The sequence below is a fragment of the Micromonospora sp. NBC_01412 genome (assembly GCF_045040215.1).
In the GTDB taxonomy this organism is placed as follows: Bacteria; Actinomycetota; Actinomycetes; order Mycobacteriales; family Micromonosporaceae; genus Micromonospora; species Micromonospora rubida.
On the sequence record NZ_CP109528.1, the window covers coordinates 673,515 to 693,424 of the forward strand.

The 19,910-nt window shown below is 68.8% G+C and carries 17 protein-coding genes and 7 pseudogenes; 17 read left to right on the top strand and 7 right to left on the bottom strand.

Annotated elements, in window-relative coordinates:
• The first annotated feature begins 14 nt into the window (after nt 1–14).
• Together OG617_RS02810 and OG617_RS02815 are read left to right on the top strand one after the other, a co-directional pair.
• Complete coding sequence (locus tag OG617_RS02810) at nt 15–1,907, top strand: carboxylesterase/lipase family protein (RefSeq protein ID WP_405098399.1); 1,893 nt, start codon at nt 15–17, stop codon at nt 1,905–1,907.
• The gene (locus tag OG617_RS02815) at nt 1,904–2,509 is read left to right on the top strand and encodes a GNAT family N-acetyltransferase (protein WP_405098401.1); all 606 of its coding nucleotides are present in this window, start codon (nt 1,904–1,906) and stop codon (nt 2,507–2,509) included. Before OG617_RS02810 ends, OG617_RS02815 begins: the two co-directional genes overlap by 4 nt.
• A 267-nt stretch (nt 2,510–2,776) precedes the next feature.
• On the opposite strand, the pseudogene OG617_RS02820 reads toward OG617_RS02815, so the two are convergent.
• Nucleotides 2,777–2,875 (bottom strand): annotated as a pseudogene (locus OG617_RS02820) (hypothetical protein); the annotation flags it as partial.
• Between the two features lie 344 nt (nt 2,876–3,219).
• On the opposite strand from OG617_RS02820, the gene OG617_RS02825 reads away from it, so the two are divergent.
• Nucleotides 3,220–4,452, top strand: coding sequence for an IS110 family transposase (locus OG617_RS02825; protein WP_405098403.1), 1,233 nt, complete (start codon nt 3,220–3,222; stop codon nt 4,450–4,452).
• A gap of 18 nt (nt 4,453–4,470) precedes the next feature.
• On the opposite strand, the pseudogene OG617_RS02830 reads toward OG617_RS02825, so the two are convergent.
• Nucleotides 4,471–4,605, bottom strand: a pseudogene (locus OG617_RS02830) (integrase core domain-containing protein); the annotation flags it as partial.
• On the opposite strand from OG617_RS02830, the gene OG617_RS02835 reads away from it, so the two are divergent.
• From OG617_RS02835 to OG617_RS02870, 8 genes and pseudogenes are all read left to right on the top strand, one after another.
• Nucleotides 4,553–4,957, top strand: coding sequence for a hypothetical protein (locus OG617_RS02835; protein WP_405098405.1), 405 nt, complete (start codon nt 4,553–4,555; stop codon nt 4,955–4,957). The pseudogene OG617_RS02830 and the gene OG617_RS02835 overlap by 53 nt on opposite strands.
• On the top strand, nt 4,957–5,310 hold the full coding sequence (locus OG617_RS02840) for a hypothetical protein (RefSeq protein ID WP_405104133.1): 354 nt from the start codon (nt 4,957–4,959) through the stop codon (nt 5,308–5,310). Before OG617_RS02835 ends, OG617_RS02840 begins: the two co-directional genes overlap by 1 nt.
• A pseudogene (locus tag OG617_RS02845) lies at nt 5,268–5,408 on the top strand (sigma factor-like helix-turn-helix DNA-binding protein); the annotation flags it as partial. The gene OG617_RS02840 and the pseudogene OG617_RS02845, both read left to right, overlap by 43 nt.
• 70 nt (nt 5,409–5,478) lie before the next feature.
• Nucleotides 5,479–6,228: pseudogene (locus OG617_RS02850) on the top strand (zf-HC2 domain-containing protein).
• A gap of 138 nt (nt 6,229–6,366) precedes the next feature.
• On the top strand, nt 6,367–6,951 hold the full coding sequence (locus tag OG617_RS02855) for a copper chaperone PCu(A)C (protein WP_405098407.1): 585 nt from the start codon (nt 6,367–6,369) through the stop codon (nt 6,949–6,951).
• A 23-nt stretch (nt 6,952–6,974) separates the two neighbouring features.
• Complete coding sequence (locus tag OG617_RS02860; protein WP_405098409.1) at nt 6,975–8,171, top strand: Dyp-type peroxidase; 1,197 nt, start codon at nt 6,975–6,977, stop codon at nt 8,169–8,171.
• A 47-nt stretch (nt 8,172–8,218) separates the two neighbouring features.
• Nucleotides 8,219–8,788 (top strand): copper resistance protein CopC, encoded by a 570-nt coding sequence (locus OG617_RS02865; RefSeq protein ID WP_405098411.1) that lies wholly within the window; start codon nt 8,219–8,221, stop codon nt 8,786–8,788.
• Nucleotides 8,789–9,031: 243 nt separating this feature from the next.
• Nucleotides 9,032–10,984, top strand: coding sequence for a cytochrome c oxidase assembly protein (locus tag OG617_RS02870; RefSeq protein ID WP_405098413.1), 1,953 nt, complete (start codon nt 9,032–9,034; stop codon nt 10,982–10,984).
• A gap of 203 nt (nt 10,985–11,187) precedes the next feature.
• On the opposite strand, the pseudogene OG617_RS02875 reads toward OG617_RS02870, so the two are convergent.
• Nucleotides 11,188–11,968 (bottom strand): annotated as a pseudogene (locus OG617_RS02875) (transposase family protein).
• Between the two features lie 3 nt (nt 11,969–11,971).
• Here OG617_RS02875 and OG617_RS02880 point away from each other — a divergent pair.
• A pseudogene (locus OG617_RS02880) lies at nt 11,972–12,142 on the top strand (IS3 family transposase); the annotation flags it as partial.
• A 107-nt stretch (nt 12,143–12,249) separates the two neighbouring features.
• Complete coding sequence (locus OG617_RS02885; RefSeq protein ID WP_405098415.1) at nt 12,250–12,807, top strand: dihydrofolate reductase family protein; 558 nt, start codon at nt 12,250–12,252, stop codon at nt 12,805–12,807.
• 315 nt (nt 12,808–13,122) lie between these two features.
• Here OG617_RS02885 and OG617_RS02890 read toward each other — a convergent pair whose 3' ends face one another.
• Both OG617_RS02890 and OG617_RS02895 read right to left on the bottom strand, forming a co-directional pair.
• Complete coding sequence (locus tag OG617_RS02890; RefSeq protein ID WP_405098417.1) at nt 13,123–13,374, bottom strand: hypothetical protein; 252 nt, start codon at nt 13,372–13,374, stop codon at nt 13,123–13,125.
• Between the two features lie 628 nt (nt 13,375–14,002).
• Nucleotides 14,003–14,740 carry an IS6 family transposase gene (locus tag OG617_RS02895; RefSeq protein WP_405098419.1) on the bottom strand — a complete coding sequence of 246 codons (738 nt, stop codon included), beginning with the start codon at nt 14,738–14,740 and terminating at the stop codon, nt 14,003–14,005.
• 81 nt (nt 14,741–14,821) lie between these two features.
• On the opposite strand from OG617_RS02895, the gene OG617_RS02900 reads away from it, so the two are divergent.
• Nucleotides 14,822–15,679 carry a choice-of-anchor K domain-containing protein gene (locus OG617_RS02900; RefSeq protein ID WP_405098421.1) on the top strand — a complete coding sequence of 286 codons (858 nt, stop codon included), beginning with the start codon at nt 14,822–14,824 and terminating at the stop codon, nt 15,677–15,679.
• A 78-nt stretch (nt 15,680–15,757) separates the two neighbouring features.
• Entirely contained in the window at nt 15,758–16,495 is a 738-nt protein-coding gene (locus OG617_RS02905; RefSeq protein ID WP_405098419.1) for an IS6 family transposase, read from the top strand.
• Nucleotides 16,496–16,630: 135 nt separating this feature from the next.
• Here OG617_RS02905 and OG617_RS02910 read toward each other — a convergent pair whose 3' ends face one another.
• Nucleotides 16,631–17,299: a nucleotidyl transferase AbiEii/AbiGii toxin family protein gene (locus tag OG617_RS02910; protein WP_405098423.1), complete on the bottom strand. Its 669-nt coding sequence runs from the start codon at nt 17,297–17,299 to the stop codon at nt 16,631–16,633.
• Between the two features lie 2 nt (nt 17,300–17,301).
• Nucleotides 17,302–17,868 carry a hypothetical protein gene (locus OG617_RS02915; protein WP_405098425.1) on the bottom strand — a complete coding sequence of 189 codons (567 nt, stop codon included), beginning with the start codon at nt 17,866–17,868 and terminating at the stop codon, nt 17,302–17,304.
• A 109-nt stretch (nt 17,869–17,977) separates the two neighbouring features.
• On the opposite strand from OG617_RS02915, the pseudogene OG617_RS02920 reads away from it, so the two are divergent.
• Nucleotides 17,978–18,716, top strand: a pseudogene (locus OG617_RS02920) (IS6 family transposase).
• A 122-nt stretch (nt 18,717–18,838) separates the two neighbouring features.
• Nucleotides 18,839–19,753 (top strand): methyltransferase domain-containing protein, encoded by a 915-nt coding sequence (locus OG617_RS02925; RefSeq protein WP_405098427.1) that lies wholly within the window; start codon nt 18,839–18,841, stop codon nt 19,751–19,753.
• Nucleotides 19,754–19,910: the final 157 nt, after the last annotated feature.

Below are 19,910 nucleotides of genomic sequence, written 5' to 3' on the forward strand. Positions count from 1 at the left end.
ATAGTTAGTCAGACTTGACCAAAAATAGCAGGTGGTTCACCCTTCAAAGTCACCGACGGCGTCACGGCAAGGGTGGAGGGGGCATGACGGGATATCCCTGGTCAGCGCACCGGACAGGGACAGCAGGCCGGAAGGCGCTGGGTGCGCTGCTGGCGGCGTTGACAGTGGTCGCATCGACCGCCGGGCCCGCGCACGCGGCCCCCAGCCTGGCTCCGGAGACCGGTCCGATCGTTGTCACCGCCGACGGCCCGGTGCGCGGCTTGAGTCAGGACGGCCTGTCGGTGTTCCGTGCCATCCCGTACGCGGCGCCGCCGTTCGGCGACCGACGGTTCAAGCCTCCCGCGGCGCCGCAGAAGTGGACGCAGCCGCGCGACGCCTCCCAACCGGGCGCAGCGTGTGTGCAGACACCGGACGAACACGAACTGGCCGAGGGCAGCGCGATGTCCGAGGACTGTCTCACCGTCAATGTCTGGACGCCCTCGACCGAGGGCCGCAAACCGGTCCTCGTGTTCATCCACGGCGGCGGCTTCACGTCCGGCTCCGCCCTCGACGAGTGGTATGACGGCACCAGCCTGGCCCGCCGTGACACCGTCGTGGTCACCTTGCAGTACCGGGTCGGCCCGTTCGGCTGGCTGGATCTCAGCAGCCTCGACGACGACTACGCCCAGAGCATGAACAACGGCCTGCTGGACCAGATGGCCGCGCTGCGCTGGGTACGGGCCAACGCCGCCGCGTTCGGCGGCGACAGCGCCAACGTCACCGTGGCCGGTGAGTCCGCCGGTGCCATCAGCATCTCCGCCCTACTCGGCACCCCGTCCGCTGACGGGCTGTTCGACCGGGCCGTCCTGCAAAGCGGTACCGCAGGCACCGTGGCCACCCGCGACTGGTCCGCCAAGGTCACCGACAGCTTCACCGAGTCAGCCGGTGCCACCAGCCCGAAGGACCTGCTCGGGATGGGCGCCGACGAGCTGCAGAAGGCGGCCGAGAAGGTCTACGACAGCCAGTTCTCCGACACCGCGTTCCACCCGGTCGTCGACGGCACGCTGATCCCCGAACTACCGGCGAAACGCCTCGCCGCCCCGGACGGCCCCACCACACCGGTCATCATCGGCACCACCCTCGACGAGGCCCGCTACTGGCTGTACTTCCTGCCCGAGATCGACCGGCTCCCGCTGCGCTACTCCCGGCCCTGGCTCACCTCGCTGGTCGGTGACCGCGCCGATGAGGTGATCGACGCCTACCGTCGCGAACGACCGGACCTCACCGAGGCCCAGACCGGCCTGGCGCTGGTCGGCGACGTCGGCTTCCGGATGCCGGCCATCCGCATGGCCGAAGCCCTGCACCGCCGCGGCGTGCCGGTGCACATGTACCTGGCCACCGTCACCTCGACCGACCTCGACGGAAGAATGGGATCACCGCATGCCATCGAGCTGCCGTACCTGTTCGGCGTCCTGAACACCGACAAGACCCGCGACTTCATCGGCACCGACCCGGCCAACGCCACCCTGTCCGACACTGTGCAGCAGCTGTGGACATCCTTCGCCGCCACCGGCACCCCACAGGCCACCGGCGTCACCTGGCCCCGGTACGACACCACTCAACGGCCCACGCTCATCCTCGACCGCACCGTCCGGGTCGACAACGACCCGTACCCGCACGCCCGCCAAGCCTGGGGCGAACTGCGGTTCGACGGATCAGAACCGGGCCTCGACCGGCTCACTCCGCTGCAGTACGAAGGCACCAACCCGTACGATCCACTGGTGATCGCCGCCGTCATCGGCTGGTCCTGGGTCATCGCCGCGATCGTCGGCCTTCTCGCACTCATTACCGCAGCGGTCGTGCTGATCCGCCGGATCAGGCGCCGCCGCACCCACGCCGCCACAGCCGGACAAGCAGAAGGATCATGATCGGTATCGCGCCCTTGCCCCGCGCCGAGGTAGCCCCGGCGGCGAGAATCCTCGCCGCCGCGTTCGCCGACGACGCCGTCGTGGCCGAGTTCGTCCCTCACGTTGCGAACCGTCAGAAGAAGTTGGAACAGCTGTTCACCGCCACCATCCACGCCGTCGGCCTACACCGGAACAGCATCGACGCCGCCCGAGACGACGACGGACAGCTCCTGGGCGTAGCGATCTGGGAAGCCTCACCCAGTACGGGAGAGTCGTGGCGCATGCTCACCCAGGCGCCCCGCTACCTCGCCGCCCTCAGGCTCACCGGCATGATTCGCTGGCTACGAACTCGGCACGCCTTTACCGGCTACCGTCCCACCGAACCGCACTGGTACCTCTCCAACATCGGCGCTGCGCCCGCTGCACGCGGCAAAGGAATCGGCTCGGCCCTGCTACGCCACCGCCTCGACCTCGTTGACGGGCAACACCAGCCAGCATGCCTTGAGGCAACGACACCAGACAGCCAGCGCCTCTACCAACGCTTCGGCTTCCAGACTCACAGCACCATCACCGTGCTCCGCGCCACCGAACCTACCGCCATGATTCGTCCAGCACGCGCATAGCCCCTGGCCAACATCTATGGCCCTGAGTCAGCCACGGTGATCGGATCGACGGTTGCTGGCGTCCGCTGGCAGCGCCAAAGGACGGCGCCCCCGGACACGGTGGCCGGGGTGGCACAGGCGATGGCCAGCGACGGTGACCCCGTGCTGCGGCCGTGCGCCCGTTCCGTGCAGATTCGCCCGGCCACCCCCATGCACGGCTGAACGTAGCGGCGTACCTGAACCTTGTGGGGTTGACCCGGTTTGACGGACAGGGTCGATGAGTTTCTCTCACGCTACCCTGGTGGTTGACCTGCGGGGATAGGCGGTCGCTTCGTATTCGGCTGGGCTCATGTAGCCCAGGGTGGAATGCCGGCGGCGGGTGTTGTACCAGCCTTAATGGCAACAGAGGACGCTCGTACCAGCCGTTGGCCGTCGAGCCTGGGAATCGAGATCGGCGCCTTGTTGAAGATCGCGGCCGCTGTTGACCTCTGTAAGAACGTTGAGGGCTGGACCCTGGCTTCGGCGTGGGGCGCAGCGGCCGCGGTCGTTGACGAGGATGATCGGCCCGTGGATCGCCGACGGGCTGAGCCTTGATTGGTCGCAGGCCGAGAGCCTTGCGCGAGTGCGGGCGCCGCCGGTGGCGAGGCGAACGGCTCGTGAGATGTCGTGCGGCAAGCACTGTCCATTAGGGCGTCGCGCCTCGCTGTGGATGCAGACAGAGAGGAGTCGCGATGACAGCGGTGGCGTGTGGGATCGATTGGGCGCAGGATCATCACGACGTGGCGTTGGTCGACACCAACGGCGTCGTCGTGTCTTCGGCCAGGATCAGCAACAACGCGGCAGGGCTGAGCCAGGTCCTGGCCATGCTCGCCGAGCATGACCCTGAAGGCGGCAAGCTGCCGGTAGCGATCGAGACCAGTCAGGGCCTGCTGGTCGCGGGGCTGCGGTCCGCCGACCGGCAGGTGTTCGCGATCAACCCGTTGGCGGTGTCACGCTATCGGGACCGATACCGGTCCTCGCGGGGCAAGTCCGACGCGTTCGACGCGATGGTGCTGGCCAACATCCTGCGTACCGACGTCGAGGCGCACCGGCCGTTGCCGCAGGACAGCGAGTTGCTGAAATCGCTGCGTGTGCTGACCCGGGCGCAGCAGGACGCAGCGTGGGACCAGGTCACGATCACCAACCGGATCCGGACGGTGCTACGGATGTTCTTCCCCGCCGCGCTTGAGGCGTTCGAGCGCGGTGGGCGGCATCGACTGGACTCGCCAACCGCCCGGATCGTCCTGGCCGCTGCGTCGACACCTGCCGCCGCAGCGGCGTTGACCGTAGACGATCTGGCGTCGATGCTGCGCACGGCTGGCCGGCAGCGTGGCATCACCGCTGAGGCGGACAAGCTACACAGCCTGCTTGGCAGCGAGCAGATGCGCCAGCCCGCAGCCGTAGAGGACGCGATGGGCCTGCAACTGCAGGGCCTGGTCCGGCAGCTCGACGCGGTCTGCCAGACGCTGGAACAGCTGGAACACCGCATCGACGACGTGTTCACCGCGCACTCCGACGCGAAGATCATGACGAGTGTGCCCGGCCTCGGCGTGCAACTGGGCGCCCGCCTGCTGGCCGAGATCGGCGACGACCGGAGCCGATTCGCCGACGCCCGCGCACTGCGGGCCTTCGCAGGCGCGGCGCCGGTGACCCGCGCGTCTGGCAAGAGCAGTTTCGTGCACGCCCGGCGCGCGAAGAACGACCGGATCGCCGCTACCGGCTACGTGTGGGCGCTGGCCGCAGTACGGCACGACCCGCACTGGAACGCCCGCTACCGCGCCCGCCGGCAGGCCGGCGACCGCCACGTCGCCGCACTACGCCGACTGTTCCACCTCATGCTCGGCAAGCTGCACCACTGCCTGCAACACGGCACCATCTACGACCCGACCAGAGCCTTCACCAACCTCGCAGGTAACCCCGCTTGACAGACAATGTTGGTGAGATGTCTCAATCCAGTCGAAGGTCGCCGCACGGGCCGCAGCGCGGGTGGGCCAGGCCCGTCGGTCCAGTAGCTCGGTCTTGATCGTGGAGAAGAACGACTCCGCAACGGCGTTGTCCCAGCATTGCCCCCGGCCGCCGACGGATAGCCGTACGCGGGATTCCGCCCTGGCCCGCCACCCGGAGTACGTGCGTTACGTAGACAGCGCCGCTGAGCACTCCCACCAGGCGGTGCGGCTACGCCGCCCGCAAGATCGTCGGTCCTTCATCTTCGACACGATCTCGGTCGCCACCGCGAGTATCCTGGCCGGTGATCTCGCTACCGCTGGCGAGTACGGAATGAAGGCGGTGGGGCTGGTGGCGGACGGGATGCGATTGGCTCGCGTCAACGATCGTCTGAACGCACTGTGGGAGCTTGCCGAGCCGCAGGCCAAGCGGGAGCCGGCGCTCGCTGCTCTCGGCAGCCGGATCGCGGAGCTGCAGGCGGTCTGATGACCACCGCACTGAGCGACGCTGTCGCCTCGGAGATCCGTGGGCACTTGAGTGAGGTCTGTGCTCGGATCGGCGTCGACCCGGAGAGTGCCAGCCTCGTCAAGTACACGATGAACGCGGTGTTCGTGGCATCGCCGTTCGTGGTCAGACTTGCTGCCGGGCCCCACGCTGCGACTCTGGCCCACCGGGTGGTGTCGGTCGCGGCGTGTCTGGAGCAGGTTGGCATGCCTACGGTGCGGCTGGCCTCCGGCGTGACGTCTCAGCCGATCTTCAGCGGGGACTGGGTCGCCACCGCATGGCAGTACGTCCCTATTCTGAGGCCGCTGAGGTCTGCGGCTGCCCCGTCGGGATGATCCGGTCCCGAGTCGCCCGTGCCAGAGAGGACCTCGTCGCCGCAGTCGACGGTGGCCGTCATGGCTTCAGCCCCGGAGCAGGCACTAGCGCCGGGTGAGGACGCCGCTGACAGGAGATCCGATGCGGCCTGAGGGAACCAGAACCGGCATGCCGCCGACTACCCGTACATGCGGTGTGAGCAATGGCGTGAAATCCTGTCGGCGCAGTTGGACGACGAGGGCAGCCATGCCGAACGCAACTCCGCCGACGACCACCTGAGTCGGGTGCGCCGGCTGCCGCCGGTGGTTCGAGGAAGCCGCTGCGGTGACCCGTCGCGCCCGGCTGCGGCTGGCCGAGCCCTCAAGAGACCTGAGCGATGTCATCGACGCTGCGTCCCGTGCGCCTCGTCCGAGGCGTGCCCGCCAACGGCTTGTCGTGACGCTCCGCACGGCGCTGGGGCTCCTCGGCTGTGTGCAGTGGTGCTGGGGCTTTCCCAGATCGGCCGTGGCTCTGCCGGTGGGCACGGTCACCCGGGCATGGCCGTGCTGGATTCCGGCCACCTGTGGCACGAGTCCGCCGCCTGGAACGTCGCGGTCGGCGCCGGTTTCCTGTTCGTTGCGGTACGCCGGAGCGCACCCGCCGGGTTTGTTGCCCACCCTTACCGCCTTTGTCGGCACGCTGCTGCTCTCGGTCAACGATCTCGTCGCCGGACGGGTCGAACCGGCCCGAATCCTCAGCCACGCGTTTCTGCTCGGGGATACCTGATTGTCCTCACGCTGTCTCATCCCCGATTACGCCCCGGCGGCCCGGCGGCGAGCGGCGGCTCCGACCACATGCCCTGGCGCCTGGGAGCACACCATGAGCCGACCCCGCCGAGGTTACGCCTGGTGCGCTCTGCCGATGGGCACACCTCGGCCCGTGATCGCTGGGCCGCCTGACCAGCCTGAGTCGAGCACCTTGCACGCCGATTCGGCCGCTGGGGTGTCAAGGATTACTACGGAGTGTAGGAACTTTCCGCGGCTGAGCGTCGACCAACTCCAGGACAGCAGCACTGCACCAGCTTCGGAGGAATCTGCATGCGTACAGCCGCCACACTGGGACCGCGACGGCGTCCGGTGGCGTTGATGAGCTTTGTGGCCGCCGCTACCGCGATGGTGTTCGGCGTAGCCGGGTGCGGATCATCGGATCCGGCTCCGGGTGCCGATCTGAGCCCGGCCGCCACCACTGCGGCAGAGGTGGTCACGGTGCGTGACCCGTGGGTGAAGGCTGCCGACAAGGGGATGACAGCGGCGTTCGGCACGCTGGTCAACAGCAGCCGCGCCGACGTCACCGTGGTGAGTGCGAGTACGTCGGTGTCACCGATGGAACTGCACGAGATGACCATGAAGGACGGCAAGATGGTCATGCAGCCCAAGGCCGGCGGGATCGTGATCAAGGCGAACAGCGAGCACGTGCTGCAGCCCGGGGGTGACCACCTGATGCTGATGAACGTCGCCAGCCCGGTGAAGGCCGGTGACGAGCTGACGTTCACGCTGACCTTTGCGGACGGGAAGAGCGTCCAGTTCTCGGCGATCGCGAAGCCGTTCACCGGTGCGGGGGAGAGCTATGACCCCGGCCACCCGAGCATGAGCCCGGGAATGAGCATGAGCCCGTCGACGTGACAGACCGAAAGAGCGGTCGCCCGGTGAGCAGGCGCCGCCTGCTCACCGGCGGGGCGCTGGCCGCCTCCGGGGCCCTGGCGGGCGCGGCTGCGGCCACGGTCGCCACCACCTCCGACCGCCCCACCGCAGCCGTGGCTAGCGACACCGGGACGGCCGTCGAGCCCTTCCACGGCACCCGGCAGTCAGGGGTTGCCACCATCCCGCAGGCACACGCGTCCTTCGTCGCGTTCACTCTGCAAGCAGGCACGGACCGTGCGGTGTTGGGTCGGATGCTGCGCCTGCTCAGTGACGACGCGGCCCGGCTGGCCCAGGGCCTGCCGGCGCTGGCCGACACCGAGGCCGAACTCGCCGTCCTGCCGGCTCGGCTGAGCGTGACCTTCGGCTTCGGGCCCGGGCTGTACCGGATGGTCGGCCTGGAGAGCCGGCGCCCGCCGTCGGTGGCCGACCTGCCGGCGTTCGCCGTCGACCGGCTCCAGCCGGCCTGGTCCGGTGGCGATCTGCTGTTGCAGATCTGCGCCGACGATCCGGTCACCGTCGCCCATGCCCAACGGATGCTGATCAAGGACAGTCGGCCGTTCGCCACCGTCCGGTGGGTGCAGCAGGGCTTCCGCCGGGGTCACGGTGTGCAGCAGGGGAACCCGACGCAGCGCAACCTGTTCGGCCAACTCGACGGCACCGCCAACCCGCAACCGGGTACGCCCGCCCTCGATACCGCAGTCTGGATCACTGACGAGGCGCCCTGGCTCCGCGACGGCAGCACCCTCGTGCTGCGCCGGATCCGGATGGACTTGGAGAGGTGGGACCTGCTCGGCCGCGCCGACCGAGAACTGGCCGTCGGCCGCCGCCTGGACACCGGCGCACCGCTGACCGGGCAGGCCGAGCACGACCCGCCGGACTTCGCCGCCGTCAATGAGGCGGGCCTGACGGTGATCCCCGACTTCTCCCACCTGAGCCGGGCACACGTGACCGACGACCGGCAGCGGATCCTGCGCCGGCCCTACAACTACGACGGCGTCCCGGCGGCCGACGGTACGGCCGACAGCGGGCTGATCTTCGCCTCCTACCAGGCCGACATCACCGCACAGTTCCTACCCATCCAGCGGCGGCTCGCCGAGCGGGACCTGCTCAACGAGTGGACCACGCCGGTCGGCTCCGCCGTCTTCGCCATCCCGCCCGGCTGCCCGCCCGGCGGGTGGATCGGCCAACAACTGCTCGGTTAGAGACCCCGCACGCCCCGACCCATTCTCGTCGAGCTGGAGAGCCTGCCATGCCCGTACCGTCGCGCCGAGCCTCAGCCGTGGCCCGGCTGAGTGTCGCGGCACTGGCTGCCGTCCTGGTCGTCCTCGGCGTGCCGACCCCGGCCCGCGCCCACAACAGCCTCCGCTCGGCCGACCCGGCCCGCGACGCCACGCTGAGCACCGCGCCGACGCAGATCACGCTGGAGTTCGCCGAACGGCTGGATCCCACCTTCACCACCATCGTGGTCACCGACGCCGGCAAACTACGCGTCGCCACCGGAGCCCCCGTGGTCGCGGGAGCGCGAGGGACGGTCACGCTCACCGCGCCTCTGGGCAACGGTGCCTACACCGTCGCCTACCGGGTCGTCTCCGCCGACGGGCACCCGGTGCAGGGCTCCTACCCGTTCACCGTGGCTGATCCCCAGGGCACCGACGCACCCGCGCCGCCGGGTGGCTCCGCAGCCAGCCCGGAGGCCGTCGCCGCGGCTCCGGGGAAGGACACCGGCCTGGGTGTCGGCGCGCTCATCGGTGCCGTGGTGCTGGTCGTGCTCGCCACGGCGGCCGGTGCGTTGTGGTGGCGGCGCCGGGCCCACCGATAGAGCGATCCCGCCAGGTCCGCTGGCGTACCGATCCGACCAGCGGCCACCGCGACGGTCCAACCCGAGATCAAGGTCAATCGCATGTCCGAAACCGATGCCCGACCACGGAGCCCGATCGAGGACGAGACCGAACCGGACACCCCGCCTGCGGTAGCCGGCGCGGCGGCGTCCCGGCGACGTCAAGGGGCCGCCCGCCCGTCGACGCTACTTCGGCGCTGGTGGTTGCCGGTCACCGTTGGTGCCGTGGCCATCGTCGTGCTGCTGGCCGCACTGCGCGCCGGTGGTGCCCTGTCCACCGCCATTCCCGGTCTGCCCGACCCCGGCGCAGGTGTCACCTGGGCGTTACCCGTGGTCCGGCTCCTGCTCAACATGCTGGCCACGCTGACGGTCGGCATGACGGTGACCGCGGCGTTCCTGCTTCCCGGGGACAGGTCGAGCGTCAGCGCGCGCGGCTATCAGATGCTGCGTCGCAGCACCTGGACCGCAGCCGGCTGGGCGATGACCGCCACGGTCCTGATCATCCTTACGGTGTCCGACCTGCTCGGGCTACCAGTGGACACGCTCGGGACAGCCACTGTCGTCAGCTTCGCCACCTCCATCGCCCAGGGGCAGAGCCTGCTGCTGCAGGCCGGGCTCGCCCTGACCGTGGCGGTGCTGTCGCGGGCCGGGGTGTCGCGCGGGCTGGCCGCCACGGTCGCGCTGCTGGCGATGGTCGCGCTGCTACCGCCGGCGTTCACCGGACACGCCGCCGGATCCGGCAACCACCAGGTCGCGGTGACCAGCCTTGCCCTGCACATCCTCGCCGCCGCCATCTGGATCGGCGGGCTGGCCGCGCTAATGATAGTGCGCCGTAGCCGCCTGCTCGCCGACGGCGCCGCCCGCTACAGCCGCCTCGCCCTGGGCTGCTTCGCCGCTGTCGCGATCAGCGGTCTGGCCAATGCCGCCGTACGCCTCGGCACCCTCGAGCAGCTGTGGCTGTCCCGTTACGGCTGGCTGCTCGGCGGCAAACTCGCCGCGTTGCTGGTCCTCGGTGCGCTCGGGGCGACTCACCGGCGTCGTACGCTGCCCGCCCTGCGCGCCGGCCGGCGCGGGGCGTTCACCCGGTTCGCCGGCGTGGAACTGGTCGTGTTCGCCGCCACCGCCGGACTCGCGGTCGCCCTGTCCCGCAGCCCCACCCCGATCCCGGACGACCCGCTCGACGCCGACCCGGTCATCGAACTGCTCGGCTTCGCGATGCCCGCCGCGCCGACTGCGGCCCGGCTGATCGGCCAACCGCTACCGGACATGTTCTTTCTGACCCTGGTCAGCCTCGGCGTCATCGGCTACCTCATCGGGGTGGCACGGATGCGACGGGCCGGGCATCACTGGCCGGCGGCCCGAACGGCGAGCTGGTTGGTCGGCATGCTGCTGCTCGCCGCGATCACCAACCTCGGCGTCGCCCGCTACGCCTCCGTGCTGTTCAGTGCCCACATGGTGCAGCACATGGTGTTGTCGATGCTGGTGCCGATCCTGCTCGTCGGTGGCGCCCCGATCACCCTGGCGCTGCGGAGCCTGCGCCGACCCGACGACCCGCAGGTGCGCGGTGCCCGGGAATGGCTGCTGCTGGCCCTGCACAGCCGTCCGACCAGGGTCCTGACCCACCCGCTGGTCGCCCTCGGCATCTACACCGGCAGCCTCTTCGGGCTCTACTTCAGCGACCTGCTCGGCACCCTGATGCGCTCCCACCTCGGGCACCTGGCCATGCTCACCCACTTCGTCCTCGCCGGCTACCTGCTCTTCTGGGTCCTCATCGGCGTCGACCCCGGACGGCCCCGACTCGCCCCACCGCTGCTGGTGATCATCCACCTGGCGGCGATGATGGCGCACGGCTTCTTCGGCCTGATCCTCATGCAGAGCACCACCGTCATCGCCCCCGACTGGTACCTCGCCGTGCACCCGGACTGGGCTGCCCCGCTCCTGGCCGATCAGCATCTAGGCGCCGGTATCGCCTGGGCGTTCGGTGAACTGCCCGCCGCAGCCGTCATGATCGTCCTCGTCCGGCAGTGGATCCGGGCCGACGAACGCGAACAGGCCCGCCTCGACCGGGCCGCCGACCGCGCCGACGCCACCGGGGCACCCGACGACCTCGCCCGGTACAACGCCTTCCTCCGCGACGCTGCCCGCACCGAAGACCGGTACCGGGACCAGCCACGATGACAGCTCGGCGGCGGTTCCGATCACATTGCCCGCCATAGGCGCTGCGGGCGATGGTCTCGCCGCCGCCTGGCTCACGGGAACCCACACCACCTGGGCGACGACTAACGCACTGGTCGAGTTGACTACGTCAGCGTCGGCCCCCGTGACGAGTCGAAAGAGAAATCCTTGGTGCTGTCCGGAATGCGCCCGACAGTGAGCCCTTTTCATCGTGGGTTTCGGCTGTTCTGGATGTGATGTAGGACGAGGATGGCCTGGACGATCGCGGTGGTGCGTCGGGGCAGCAGCGGAGCTTGGCCAGGATCTTCCAGCCTTTGAGGGTGGCGACGGCGCGTTCGCCGAGGGCCCGGATCTTGGCGTGGTGGCGGTTGACGGTCTTCTGCCGGCTGGATGGTCGGGGCCGGTGACGGTGTCGCTTGAACGGCGTGCGGACGCTGCCGTCAGCGCTCTGGTACGCCTTGTCGGCGAACGTCATGACGTTCGCGTTGGTCAGGGCGTCGATCAGGTCGTGGGTGCGGGCGGCGGTCAGGTCGTGCACAGTGCCAGGCGGGGCGGGCGATGCCCAGACCAGGCGTCGGGCGCGGTCCGCGATGACCTGCACGTTCGCCCCGTGGCGTTTGTGCTTGCCGGAGTGGTACGGCCTCTGGTCCGCGACCCGGTCGATGGGGATCAGGGTGCCGTCGAGAATCGCGTGGGCGAGCCGGCTGATGCGCCGCATGGCCGAGTTCAGGTCCTCGGCGTGCGTCGTGAGCAGGTCGGTGGCTTCCCGGATGTACCGCCAGGCCGTGGTGATGCTGACCGCGAAGCCGCAGGCCAGACGGGTGATGGTGTCACCGTTGCGGAGATGGGCCAGGGCGAGTAGGGCCTGCCGGCCGGCGTCGAGGCGCCACCACCGGCCCGGTGCCGAGTGCGTTCGGCACGAATGAGGTCGGCCAGGTGATTCAGGGGCTGGCTGGACGGCGCGATCGCGGATGGGTAAGACAGCACAGCCTGCAACGCAACGTCCTGGACCGGCAACGCTGGGCGACCCGCCACGACCTGCGGCTGGCGATCGTGACCTGGATCGAACGGACCTACCACCGCCGACGCCGGCAACACCGCCTCGGCCGGCTCACCCCGATCGAGTTTGAGACAATCAACCAGCCCACACACGCGGCCTGAACCACTCAACCCCGCGAGTCAACCAAACCCGGGGCAGTCCCTACCTCGAGCTCGCTGACGCGACGTCCGCCGGGGTCGACGCCGTAGTGGCGTTAGACTCGCCGGCTATGGGACTGCTCATCTTCAGCCTCAACCTCACCCTGGATGGTTGCGTCGACCACCAGGAGGGGATCGCCGACGACGAGACACACGCCTTCTTCACCCGTCTCATGGACGAGGGCGGGGCAATGCTGTGGGGTCGCGTCACCTACGAGATGATGGAGAGCTACTGGCCGGCCGTCGCCCGCGGCGACGAGGAGGCGCCGCCGGCCATGCGCGAGTGGGCGGCCAAGCTGGAGGCCAAACCGAAGTACGTGGTGTCGTCGACGCGCAAGGACTTCCCGTGGGCCAACAGCCACCACATCGCCGGCGATCTGCGCGAGGGCGTGCAGAAGCTCAAGGACGCGACCCCGGCCGGGGTCCTCCTCGGAAGCGGCAAGCTCGCGACGGAGCTCGACCGGCTGGACCTGATCGACGAGTACAAGTTGCTCGTCCATCCCAGGATCGCCGGCCACGGCCCGACGCTGCACCAGGGCGGGCTGCCCGGCACGCGCCAGCTCGAGCTGCTCTCGGCGGAGCCGCTCCGCAACGGCGCGGTGGCCATGCACTACCGCCGCGCGCGCTGAATCACAGGAGTCCATCGCCGCCAGCTCACCGGCAGCGCGGCGTCCTCCTCGCGCTCACCGTGCAGCGCCGATGACTCCTAGAAGGCGAGGACGTCTCGAACAGCAGGTCGAGAGCTCCGTGGATGTCGCCAGCGGCGCAGCATCGGCCCGACGGCTACGACGAGGCCGATGCCCTTCTCCGCAGCCACGACATCACCGGCGGCCCCGGCTAATTGATCGACATGCTTGCGCACCCGCCGACGCCTCCAGGGCGGGACCCTAATTCCCGCACATTGATCATGGAGAAACACTCCGCCCTGGGCCCAGAAGAGACGCCTATCTGGGCCCCGTTTCCACGACCGAAGCCAAACCGACGAATCGATAGTTGACCTGCCAACGCACCCACTCACCGGGCCCGAGCCACACCGCCGGCCGCCGGCGCCAGCGGCGAGGCATGCCCCACGGCGTTACCACCAACTCCACCCGCAGTCGACCGTCGTTCTCCTTCAACAGCACGCCAGCCGGATCTGGCTGCCCATCGCGGAGCGACTCACGCGGCTCGAATTCCTGCGCTTCGTCCATCAACACCTCGTGGACGACAGGACACCGACGCACCGGCAAGGTGGAACCTACCGGCGCCGCGTTCCGAACCGCCGCCATTGATCCACCACGCGACCGTTTCGTCCACGACGTCCGCACCCACTGCGCCACGACATCCACGAAGCGATCATGAAGTCCTCTGCCAGGCCGGGCAACCGACATCCTGGCGCGTCACTCACGGTGATCCTCGCTGCTCTTCAAGAACGAATACACGATAGATCGTCTACACGACTCTGCCAGTCGGGCGGCCCCGCAGAGTCCGCCGCGACCTGCTCGACCCCGGCCGGTTGATCATGTCCCTGACCCTCGCGGAGATCTCGACGCTGACCGGTGTGCCCGCCGCCGAGGTACGCGCCATGGCGCGACAGCGACACGAACAGCCGTAGACCCCGGGGGTGCAATCCGTGTGGACGATGGCGGGGGATCCCAGGAGCGCCAACCCCCTTTTTATCCCCCCGGTCCGGCGCGAACCGAGGAACTGGTCACCACGACACGGGAACCGACCACCGGCGATCGGACCCGCGATCAGCCGGGCGACACGGGAGTCGATCAGCCGGCGGGGCTCTGTTGCATTGGCGGATCGGTGGACACGCCGAGCCGCGTCAGCGGGCATTGGTCAGATCGCTCGCGCCAGTTCGGTGAAGGCGGCGGCCACCCGTAGCGCGGGCGGGACGTCGAGTCCGAGTTCGTAGTGTCCGCGTCGGAGGTTCTGCACGAAGGCGTGGCCGGTGATGATCGTCTGGGCGGTGCGGTCGGTGCGGAGCCCGCGCATCGGTCTGAGCCGGTGCTTGAGCTGGCTGTGATCAGCCTCGATCGGATTGTTGGCATGCCGCTCGACGTGGTGCCACGCCGACGGAACCAGCTCGTCGAGCACCCTCGGGTAGACCGGGTTCGCGTCGGTGACAACCTCGCTGGGCGTGACCTTCAGCGAGTTCAGCGCTCGATGGAAGAACCGCCGGGCCGCGGCGGCGTCCCGACGTGCCGAGACGAGCACGTCGATGACCTGCCCGTGCTGGTCCACCGTCCGGTAGACGTACCGCCAGACCCCGTTGACCTTGACGTAGGTCTCGTCAACGTGCCAGCGGTCACCCGGTGCGTGGCGCGCGAAGCGGGCGGCGTCGGCCAGCAGCGGGGTGAACCGCTGCACCCACCGGTAGACGGTGACGTGATCCACCTCGACACCCCGTTCGACCAGCAGCTCCTCCACGTCTCGGTAGGAGAGGTTGAACCGCAGGTACCAGCGGACCGCCAGGACGATCACCTCGGACGGGAACCGGAACCCAACGAACGCTGATGCGGGCGGAGACCAGGACCCGAGACGAGACAGCGACCTCACCGGCCAAGCAGACCACATCGGGCAAGCTGGAGTCGATCATGCTTCCGCCCAACGCAACAGAGCCGGAAATTCCTATTCAACAGCCTCGATGGAGGTTACATGAGTGCCGCCGTTACGACCGGCAATTGGCCGTCCCTGAGCGTGACCCCACCGAATCTCAATGGACTGGGCACCGAGCATGTCCGGTGGGGCATACCGGCCGGCTCCGGCCAGAGCGGATACGTCTTCCGGGGCGGCTCCGTCGAGGTGCGGACCGATGGCACCGAGTTCACGCTCGGCACGTACACACACGAGAACTTTCCCATCGTGGCCATGTCAGCACAGCAGTTCGACGTGGACCTCGTCGTACGGGTGGCCTTCGAGGACGGCACCGAGGCGGACTTCAGCTTCCGCTTCCACCACAACGAGACCCCGAACGACGGTCCGACACCAGACGACGTGGTGGACCTGCCGACGTTCGTCTCGCCGGAGACCGTGACGATCGACGGAGTCGAGTACGGCGTGGTGATCAGCGGATTCAAGCAGGGTGGTCAGATCGTACGGACGTTCATCAGTCCGGAGAACGGCGCGAACAGCGCCGACATCGTCGCGATCTTCGCTCGTGTCGGTCGACCGGACGTAGTCATCACCACCGTGCGCAACCGGGGTGAGGTGAAGTACACCCAGGCGGACGAGTACGTCGAGATCGTCAACCGGGGCACCGTGGCCGGGAACATCAGCGGCTGGACGCTCGGCGCCGACGACGTTGGGCAGGACTTCACGTTCCCGCCCGGTACTGTGCTGCAACCCGGGCAGCGGATCAGGATCTACACCAACCAGAACCACCCCGAATGGGGTGGCTTCTCCTACGGTAGCGGACGTCCGATCTGGAACGACAAGGGCGACCTCGCGGCACTGCGTGGACCCGACGGCGAGGTCGTCTCCACGTACGGATACGGCTCGAAGGCGTTGCCCTGACCCCCGCATCGGACGCGGCTGCGGGCTAGGCCGGCTCTGTTGCGTTGGGCGGAAGCATGATCGACTCCAGCTTGCCCGATGTGGTCTGCTTGGCCGGTGAGGTCGCTGTCTCGTCTCGGGTCCTGGTCTCCGCCCGCATCAGCGTTCGTTGGGTTCCGGTTCCCGTCCGAGGTGATCGTCCTGGCGGTCCGCTGGTACCTGCGGTTCAACCTCTCCTACCGAGACGTGGAGGAGCTGCTGGTCGAACGGGGTGTCGAGGTGGATCACGTCACCGTCTACCGGTGGGTGCAGCGGTTCACCCCGCTGCTGGCCGACGCCGCCCGCTTCGCGCGCCACGCACCGGGTGACCGCTGGCACGTTGACGAGACCTACGTCAAGGTCAACGGGGTCTGGCGGTACGTCTACCGGACGGTGGACCAGCACGGGCAGGTCATCGACGTGCTCGTCTCGGCACGTCGGGACGCCGCCGCGGCCCGGCGGTTCTTCCATCGAGCGCTGAACTCGCTGAAGGTCACGCCCAGCGAGGTTGTCACCGACGCGAACCCGGTCTACCCGAGGGTGCTCGACGAGCTGGTTCCGTCGGCGTGGCACCACGTCGAGCGGCATGCCAACAATCCGATCGAGGCTGATCACAGCCAGCTCAAGCACCGGCTCAGACCGATGCGCGGGCTCCGCACCGACCGCACCGCCCAGACGATCATCACCGGCCACGCCTTCGTGCAGAACCTCCGACGCGGACACTACGAACTCGGACTCGACGTCCCGCCCGCGCTACGGGTGGCCGCCGCCTTCACCGAACTGGCGCGAGCGATCTGACCAATGCCCGCTGACGCGGCTCGGCGTGTCCACCGATCCGCCAATGCAACAGAGCCTCCGCGCCGGTTCCCCGGCGTCCGAGCACCCACGGAGCAACCCGTCGCCGACCTGCGACAGCCTGGACCGGTTCGCACGTCACATGACGGAGTCGTCAGCTCCCACGTCTTGCCGGTGGAGTAGCTCGCGACGCCATGCGGCGAAACGGTTGCGGAGGTCGTTCAGCGCTTGCCCTGTGACACGGTACTGGGCGAAGTCGTCAGGATCGAGGAGACTGGCCTGCCCGAGAGCTTCGGCGAAGATTCGCCGGTCGAACCCACGGTCGGCACGCTGCGCGAGATTGAGGAGAGCTTCACGGGTGTATCGGCCGGATTGAAGCGCGGCATCGATGTCGATGAAGTCACGGGCGAACGCCCGCCCGTACAGCGCGCTCATCTTGTTCGCGACCGCGTCGTCTGGATGGAGCACCGGGCCGACGGCCATGAGGATGGGCTCGTTGGCACGCCAGTCCACGCCGAGTTCCACCTTGGAAACACGATCGCCGTCGGTGACCGTCAACCGGGCGAACGTGTCGTACTGCCGCTCAACATCGACGGCCAGGCCATCGTCGCGGTACGCGTGCACGACGGCGGTGACTGCGGTGGTGAACTCGCCACGGCGGTCCCAGGCGGTGAACAGGTCAACGTCTTCGCTGGGCCGCTCGAGAAGGCCGGCGGCTTGGACCGCGTAACCGCCGGCGAGGGCGAAGCCGTACCGACGGGCAGCATCGAGCCCCATGCGGGCGAGGCGTTCGTGAAACGGATCCATTCCTATGCGGCACTCGTGCGGGCTGCAGCGAGTTCGGGAAAGGCTTCCTCCCAGCGCTGACGTAGCTGGGGCGGCAGCCACAGGGTGGGCCATAGCCGCAGCAGCAGGTCGGCGTTGAGCCAGTTGTTCAGGTCGTCAACCGTGCTGGCTTCGGTGAGCACCACCTTGTACATGCTGGCCAGCCGTCGGGGCCGGCTCAGGTCGTACTCGGCGTGACCGGACCAGTCCAGATGACGCGGAAGCGCGACCACGCCTCGTGTCGGGCCGTTCAGCGCGGCGAGAGCGTCGGCCAAGACGTATGGCTTTCGGTCACCGTAGGAACGGTAGTCTGCCGGCGGCTGGAGGGACGCCTTGCGCCGGCTGAGGTTGGTCGCCTGCCGGACCTCCGGTCGTAGCGCCTGGCGGATCGTCTCCCGGCTGTACCCGGTGACTCGTTGCAGGTCCACCGGCCGCCAGCCCGCCGTGTGAAACGCCCGCAGTTGCTCATCCCGCTCGGTCAACGCGGCCGCCCTGGTCGCCTCGTATCTGGCGACGACCGAGTGTAGATCGTCCTCGGAGAACCGGTCCATGCCCGTAAGCCTACCAGGCTAGGCCAAGCGCGCTTGACCCGATGGTGCCACAGCTGCTGTACTGGCTCTGTTGCGTTGGGCGGAAGCATGATCGACTCCAGCTTGCCCGATGTGGTCTGCTTGGCCGGTGAGGTCGCTGTCTCGTCTCGGGTCCTGGTCTCCGCCCGCATCAGCGTTCGTTGGGTTCCGGTTCCCGTCCGAGGTGATCGTCCTGGCGGTCCGCTGGTACCTGCGGTTCAACCTCTCCTACCGAGACGTGGAGGAGCTGCTGGTCGAACGGGGTGTCGAGGTGGATCACGTCACCGTCTACCGGTGGGTGCAGCGGTTCACCCCGCTGCTGGCCGACGCCGCCCGCTTCGCGCGCCACGCACCGGGTGACCGCTGGCACGTTGACGAGACCTACGTCAAGGTCAACGGGGTCTGGCGGTACGTCTACCGGACGGTGGACCAGCACGGGCAGGTCATCGACGTGCTCGTCTCGGCACGTCGGGACGCCGCCGCGGCCCGGCGGTTCTTCCATCGAGCGCTGAACTCGCTGAAGGTCACGCCCAGCGAGGTTGTCACCGACGCGAACCCGGTCTACCCGAGGGTGGCTCGACGAGCTGGTTCCGTCGGCGTGGCACCACGTCGAGCGGCATGCCAACAATCCGATCGAGGCTGATCACAGCCAGCTCAAGCACCGGCTCAGACCGATGCGCGGGCTCCGCACCGACCGCACCGCCCAGACGATCATCACCGGCCACGCCTTCGTGCAGAACCTCCGACGCGGACACTACGAACTCGGACTCGACGTCCCGCCCGCGCTACGGGTGGCCGCCGCCTTCACCGAACTGGCGCGAGCGATCTGACCAATGCCCGCTGACGCGGCTCGGCGTGTCCACCGATCCGCCAATGCAACAGAGCCTGATTCGCCGTAGCAGTGATTTCATCTCGCGTCGCGGTACGTGCGGCACGGTAGGAGGTGGAAGATGTGGCCGTGAACTCCTCGCCGCGGGCCCGCAATTTCGACCCCGAACCCGCCCCGGCCACCACCGCGAGTCCGCCCGCAGAGGCTGCCGGCTCGCCGGGCGGGGCCTCGTCGCCGGGCGTGCTGGGGTCTGCCCCTGATCACCGCTACCTCCTCGACAACGCGCAGGCCGAGGCGGGCGAGCGGTTCGTCGCGCTGGCCGAGCTGTTCGACGGCGTGACGCGCGGGCACTTCGACCGCCTGGGGGTGGGGCCGGGATGGCGCTGCTGGGAGGTGGGGGCCGGAGGTCGCAGCATCCCCGAGGCGCTCGCCGCGGTCGTCGGACCGACCGGGTACGTACTGGCGACGGACATCAATCCCGCGTGGCTGGACCCGCATGGGACCTACGAGGTACGCCGGCACGATGTCGCCGCGGATCCGCCGCCGGGGACGTTTGACCTGGTACACGCCCGGCTCGTCCTCGTCCATGTGCCCGACCGCGCTCGAGCGCTGGCAACGATGGTGGCGGCGCTGCGGCCCGGCGGCTGGCTTCTGCTGGAGGATGCGGACACCGAGCTGCAGCCGTTGGTGTGCCTCGACGAAAGCGGCCCGGCGCAGCGGCGAGCCAACCGGCTGCGGCGCGCCTTCCGGGAGTTGATGACGCGCCGCGGCGCCGATCTGCGCTACGGCCGTACGCTGCCGAGGACGTTGCGCGAGGCCGGCCTGGTCGACGTCGCGGCGGCGGGCAGTTTCCCGGTCGGCGGGGCGGTCTGCGACCGCCTGGAGATCGCGACGATGCGGCAGGTCCGCGCCGAGCTGGTCGCCGCCCGGCTGGCCGATGAAGCCGAGATCGACGCGCACGTCGCGGCCGTCGGCGCCGGCGAGCTCGATCTCACCCTCGCACCGCTGATCTCGGCGTGGGGACGTCGCCCCGACTAAGGTGATCTTGGCGTGGGTTGAGGTGTCCCGGAAACGAGCCGCTGCTCCGGCAGCATCGACAGATCCAGGGTGTGCGCGTCCAGCCGGCGCAGGTAGGTCATTTGGCTCTGTTGCATTGGCGGATCGGTGGACACGCCGAGCCGCGTCAGCGGGCATT

Excerpts from the sequence above, each read along its gene's own strand:
- OG617_RS02815 (WP_405098401.1), top strand. The coding sequence starts at position 1,904 with ATGATCGGTATCGCGCCCTTGCCCCGCGCCGAGGTAGCCCCGGCGGCG.
- OG617_RS02825 (WP_405098403.1), top strand. The coding sequence starts at position 3,220 with ATGACAGCGGTGGCGTGTGGGATCGATTGGGCGCAGGATCATCACGAC.
- OG617_RS02840 (WP_405104133.1), top strand. The coding sequence starts at position 4,957 with ATGACCACCGCACTGAGCGACGCTGTCGCCTCGGAGATCCGTGGGCAC.
- OG617_RS02855 (WP_405098407.1), top strand. The coding sequence starts at position 6,367 with ATGCGTACAGCCGCCACACTGGGACCGCGACGGCGTCCGGTGGCGTTG.
- OG617_RS02865 (WP_405098411.1), top strand. The coding sequence starts at position 8,219 with ATGCCCGTACCGTCGCGCCGAGCCTCAGCCGTGGCCCGGCTGAGTGTC.
- OG617_RS02885 (WP_405098415.1), top strand. The coding sequence starts at position 12,250 with ATGGGACTGCTCATCTTCAGCCTCAACCTCACCCTGGATGGTTGCGTC.
- OG617_RS02895 (WP_405098419.1), bottom strand. The coding sequence starts at position 14,740 with ATGTGGTCTGCTTGGCCGGTGAGGTCGCTGTCTCGTCTCGGGTCCTGG.
- OG617_RS02900 (WP_405098421.1), top strand. The coding sequence starts at position 14,822 with ATGAGTGCCGCCGTTACGACCGGCAATTGGCCGTCCCTGAGCGTGACC.
- OG617_RS02905 (WP_405098419.1), top strand. The coding sequence starts at position 15,758 with ATGTGGTCTGCTTGGCCGGTGAGGTCGCTGTCTCGTCTCGGGTCCTGG.
- OG617_RS02910 (WP_405098423.1), bottom strand. The coding sequence starts at position 17,299 with ATGGATCCGTTTCACGAACGCCTCGCCCGCATGGGGCTCGATGCTGCC.
- OG617_RS02915 (WP_405098425.1), bottom strand. The coding sequence starts at position 17,868 with ATGGACCGGTTCTCCGAGGACGATCTACACTCGGTCGTCGCCAGATAC.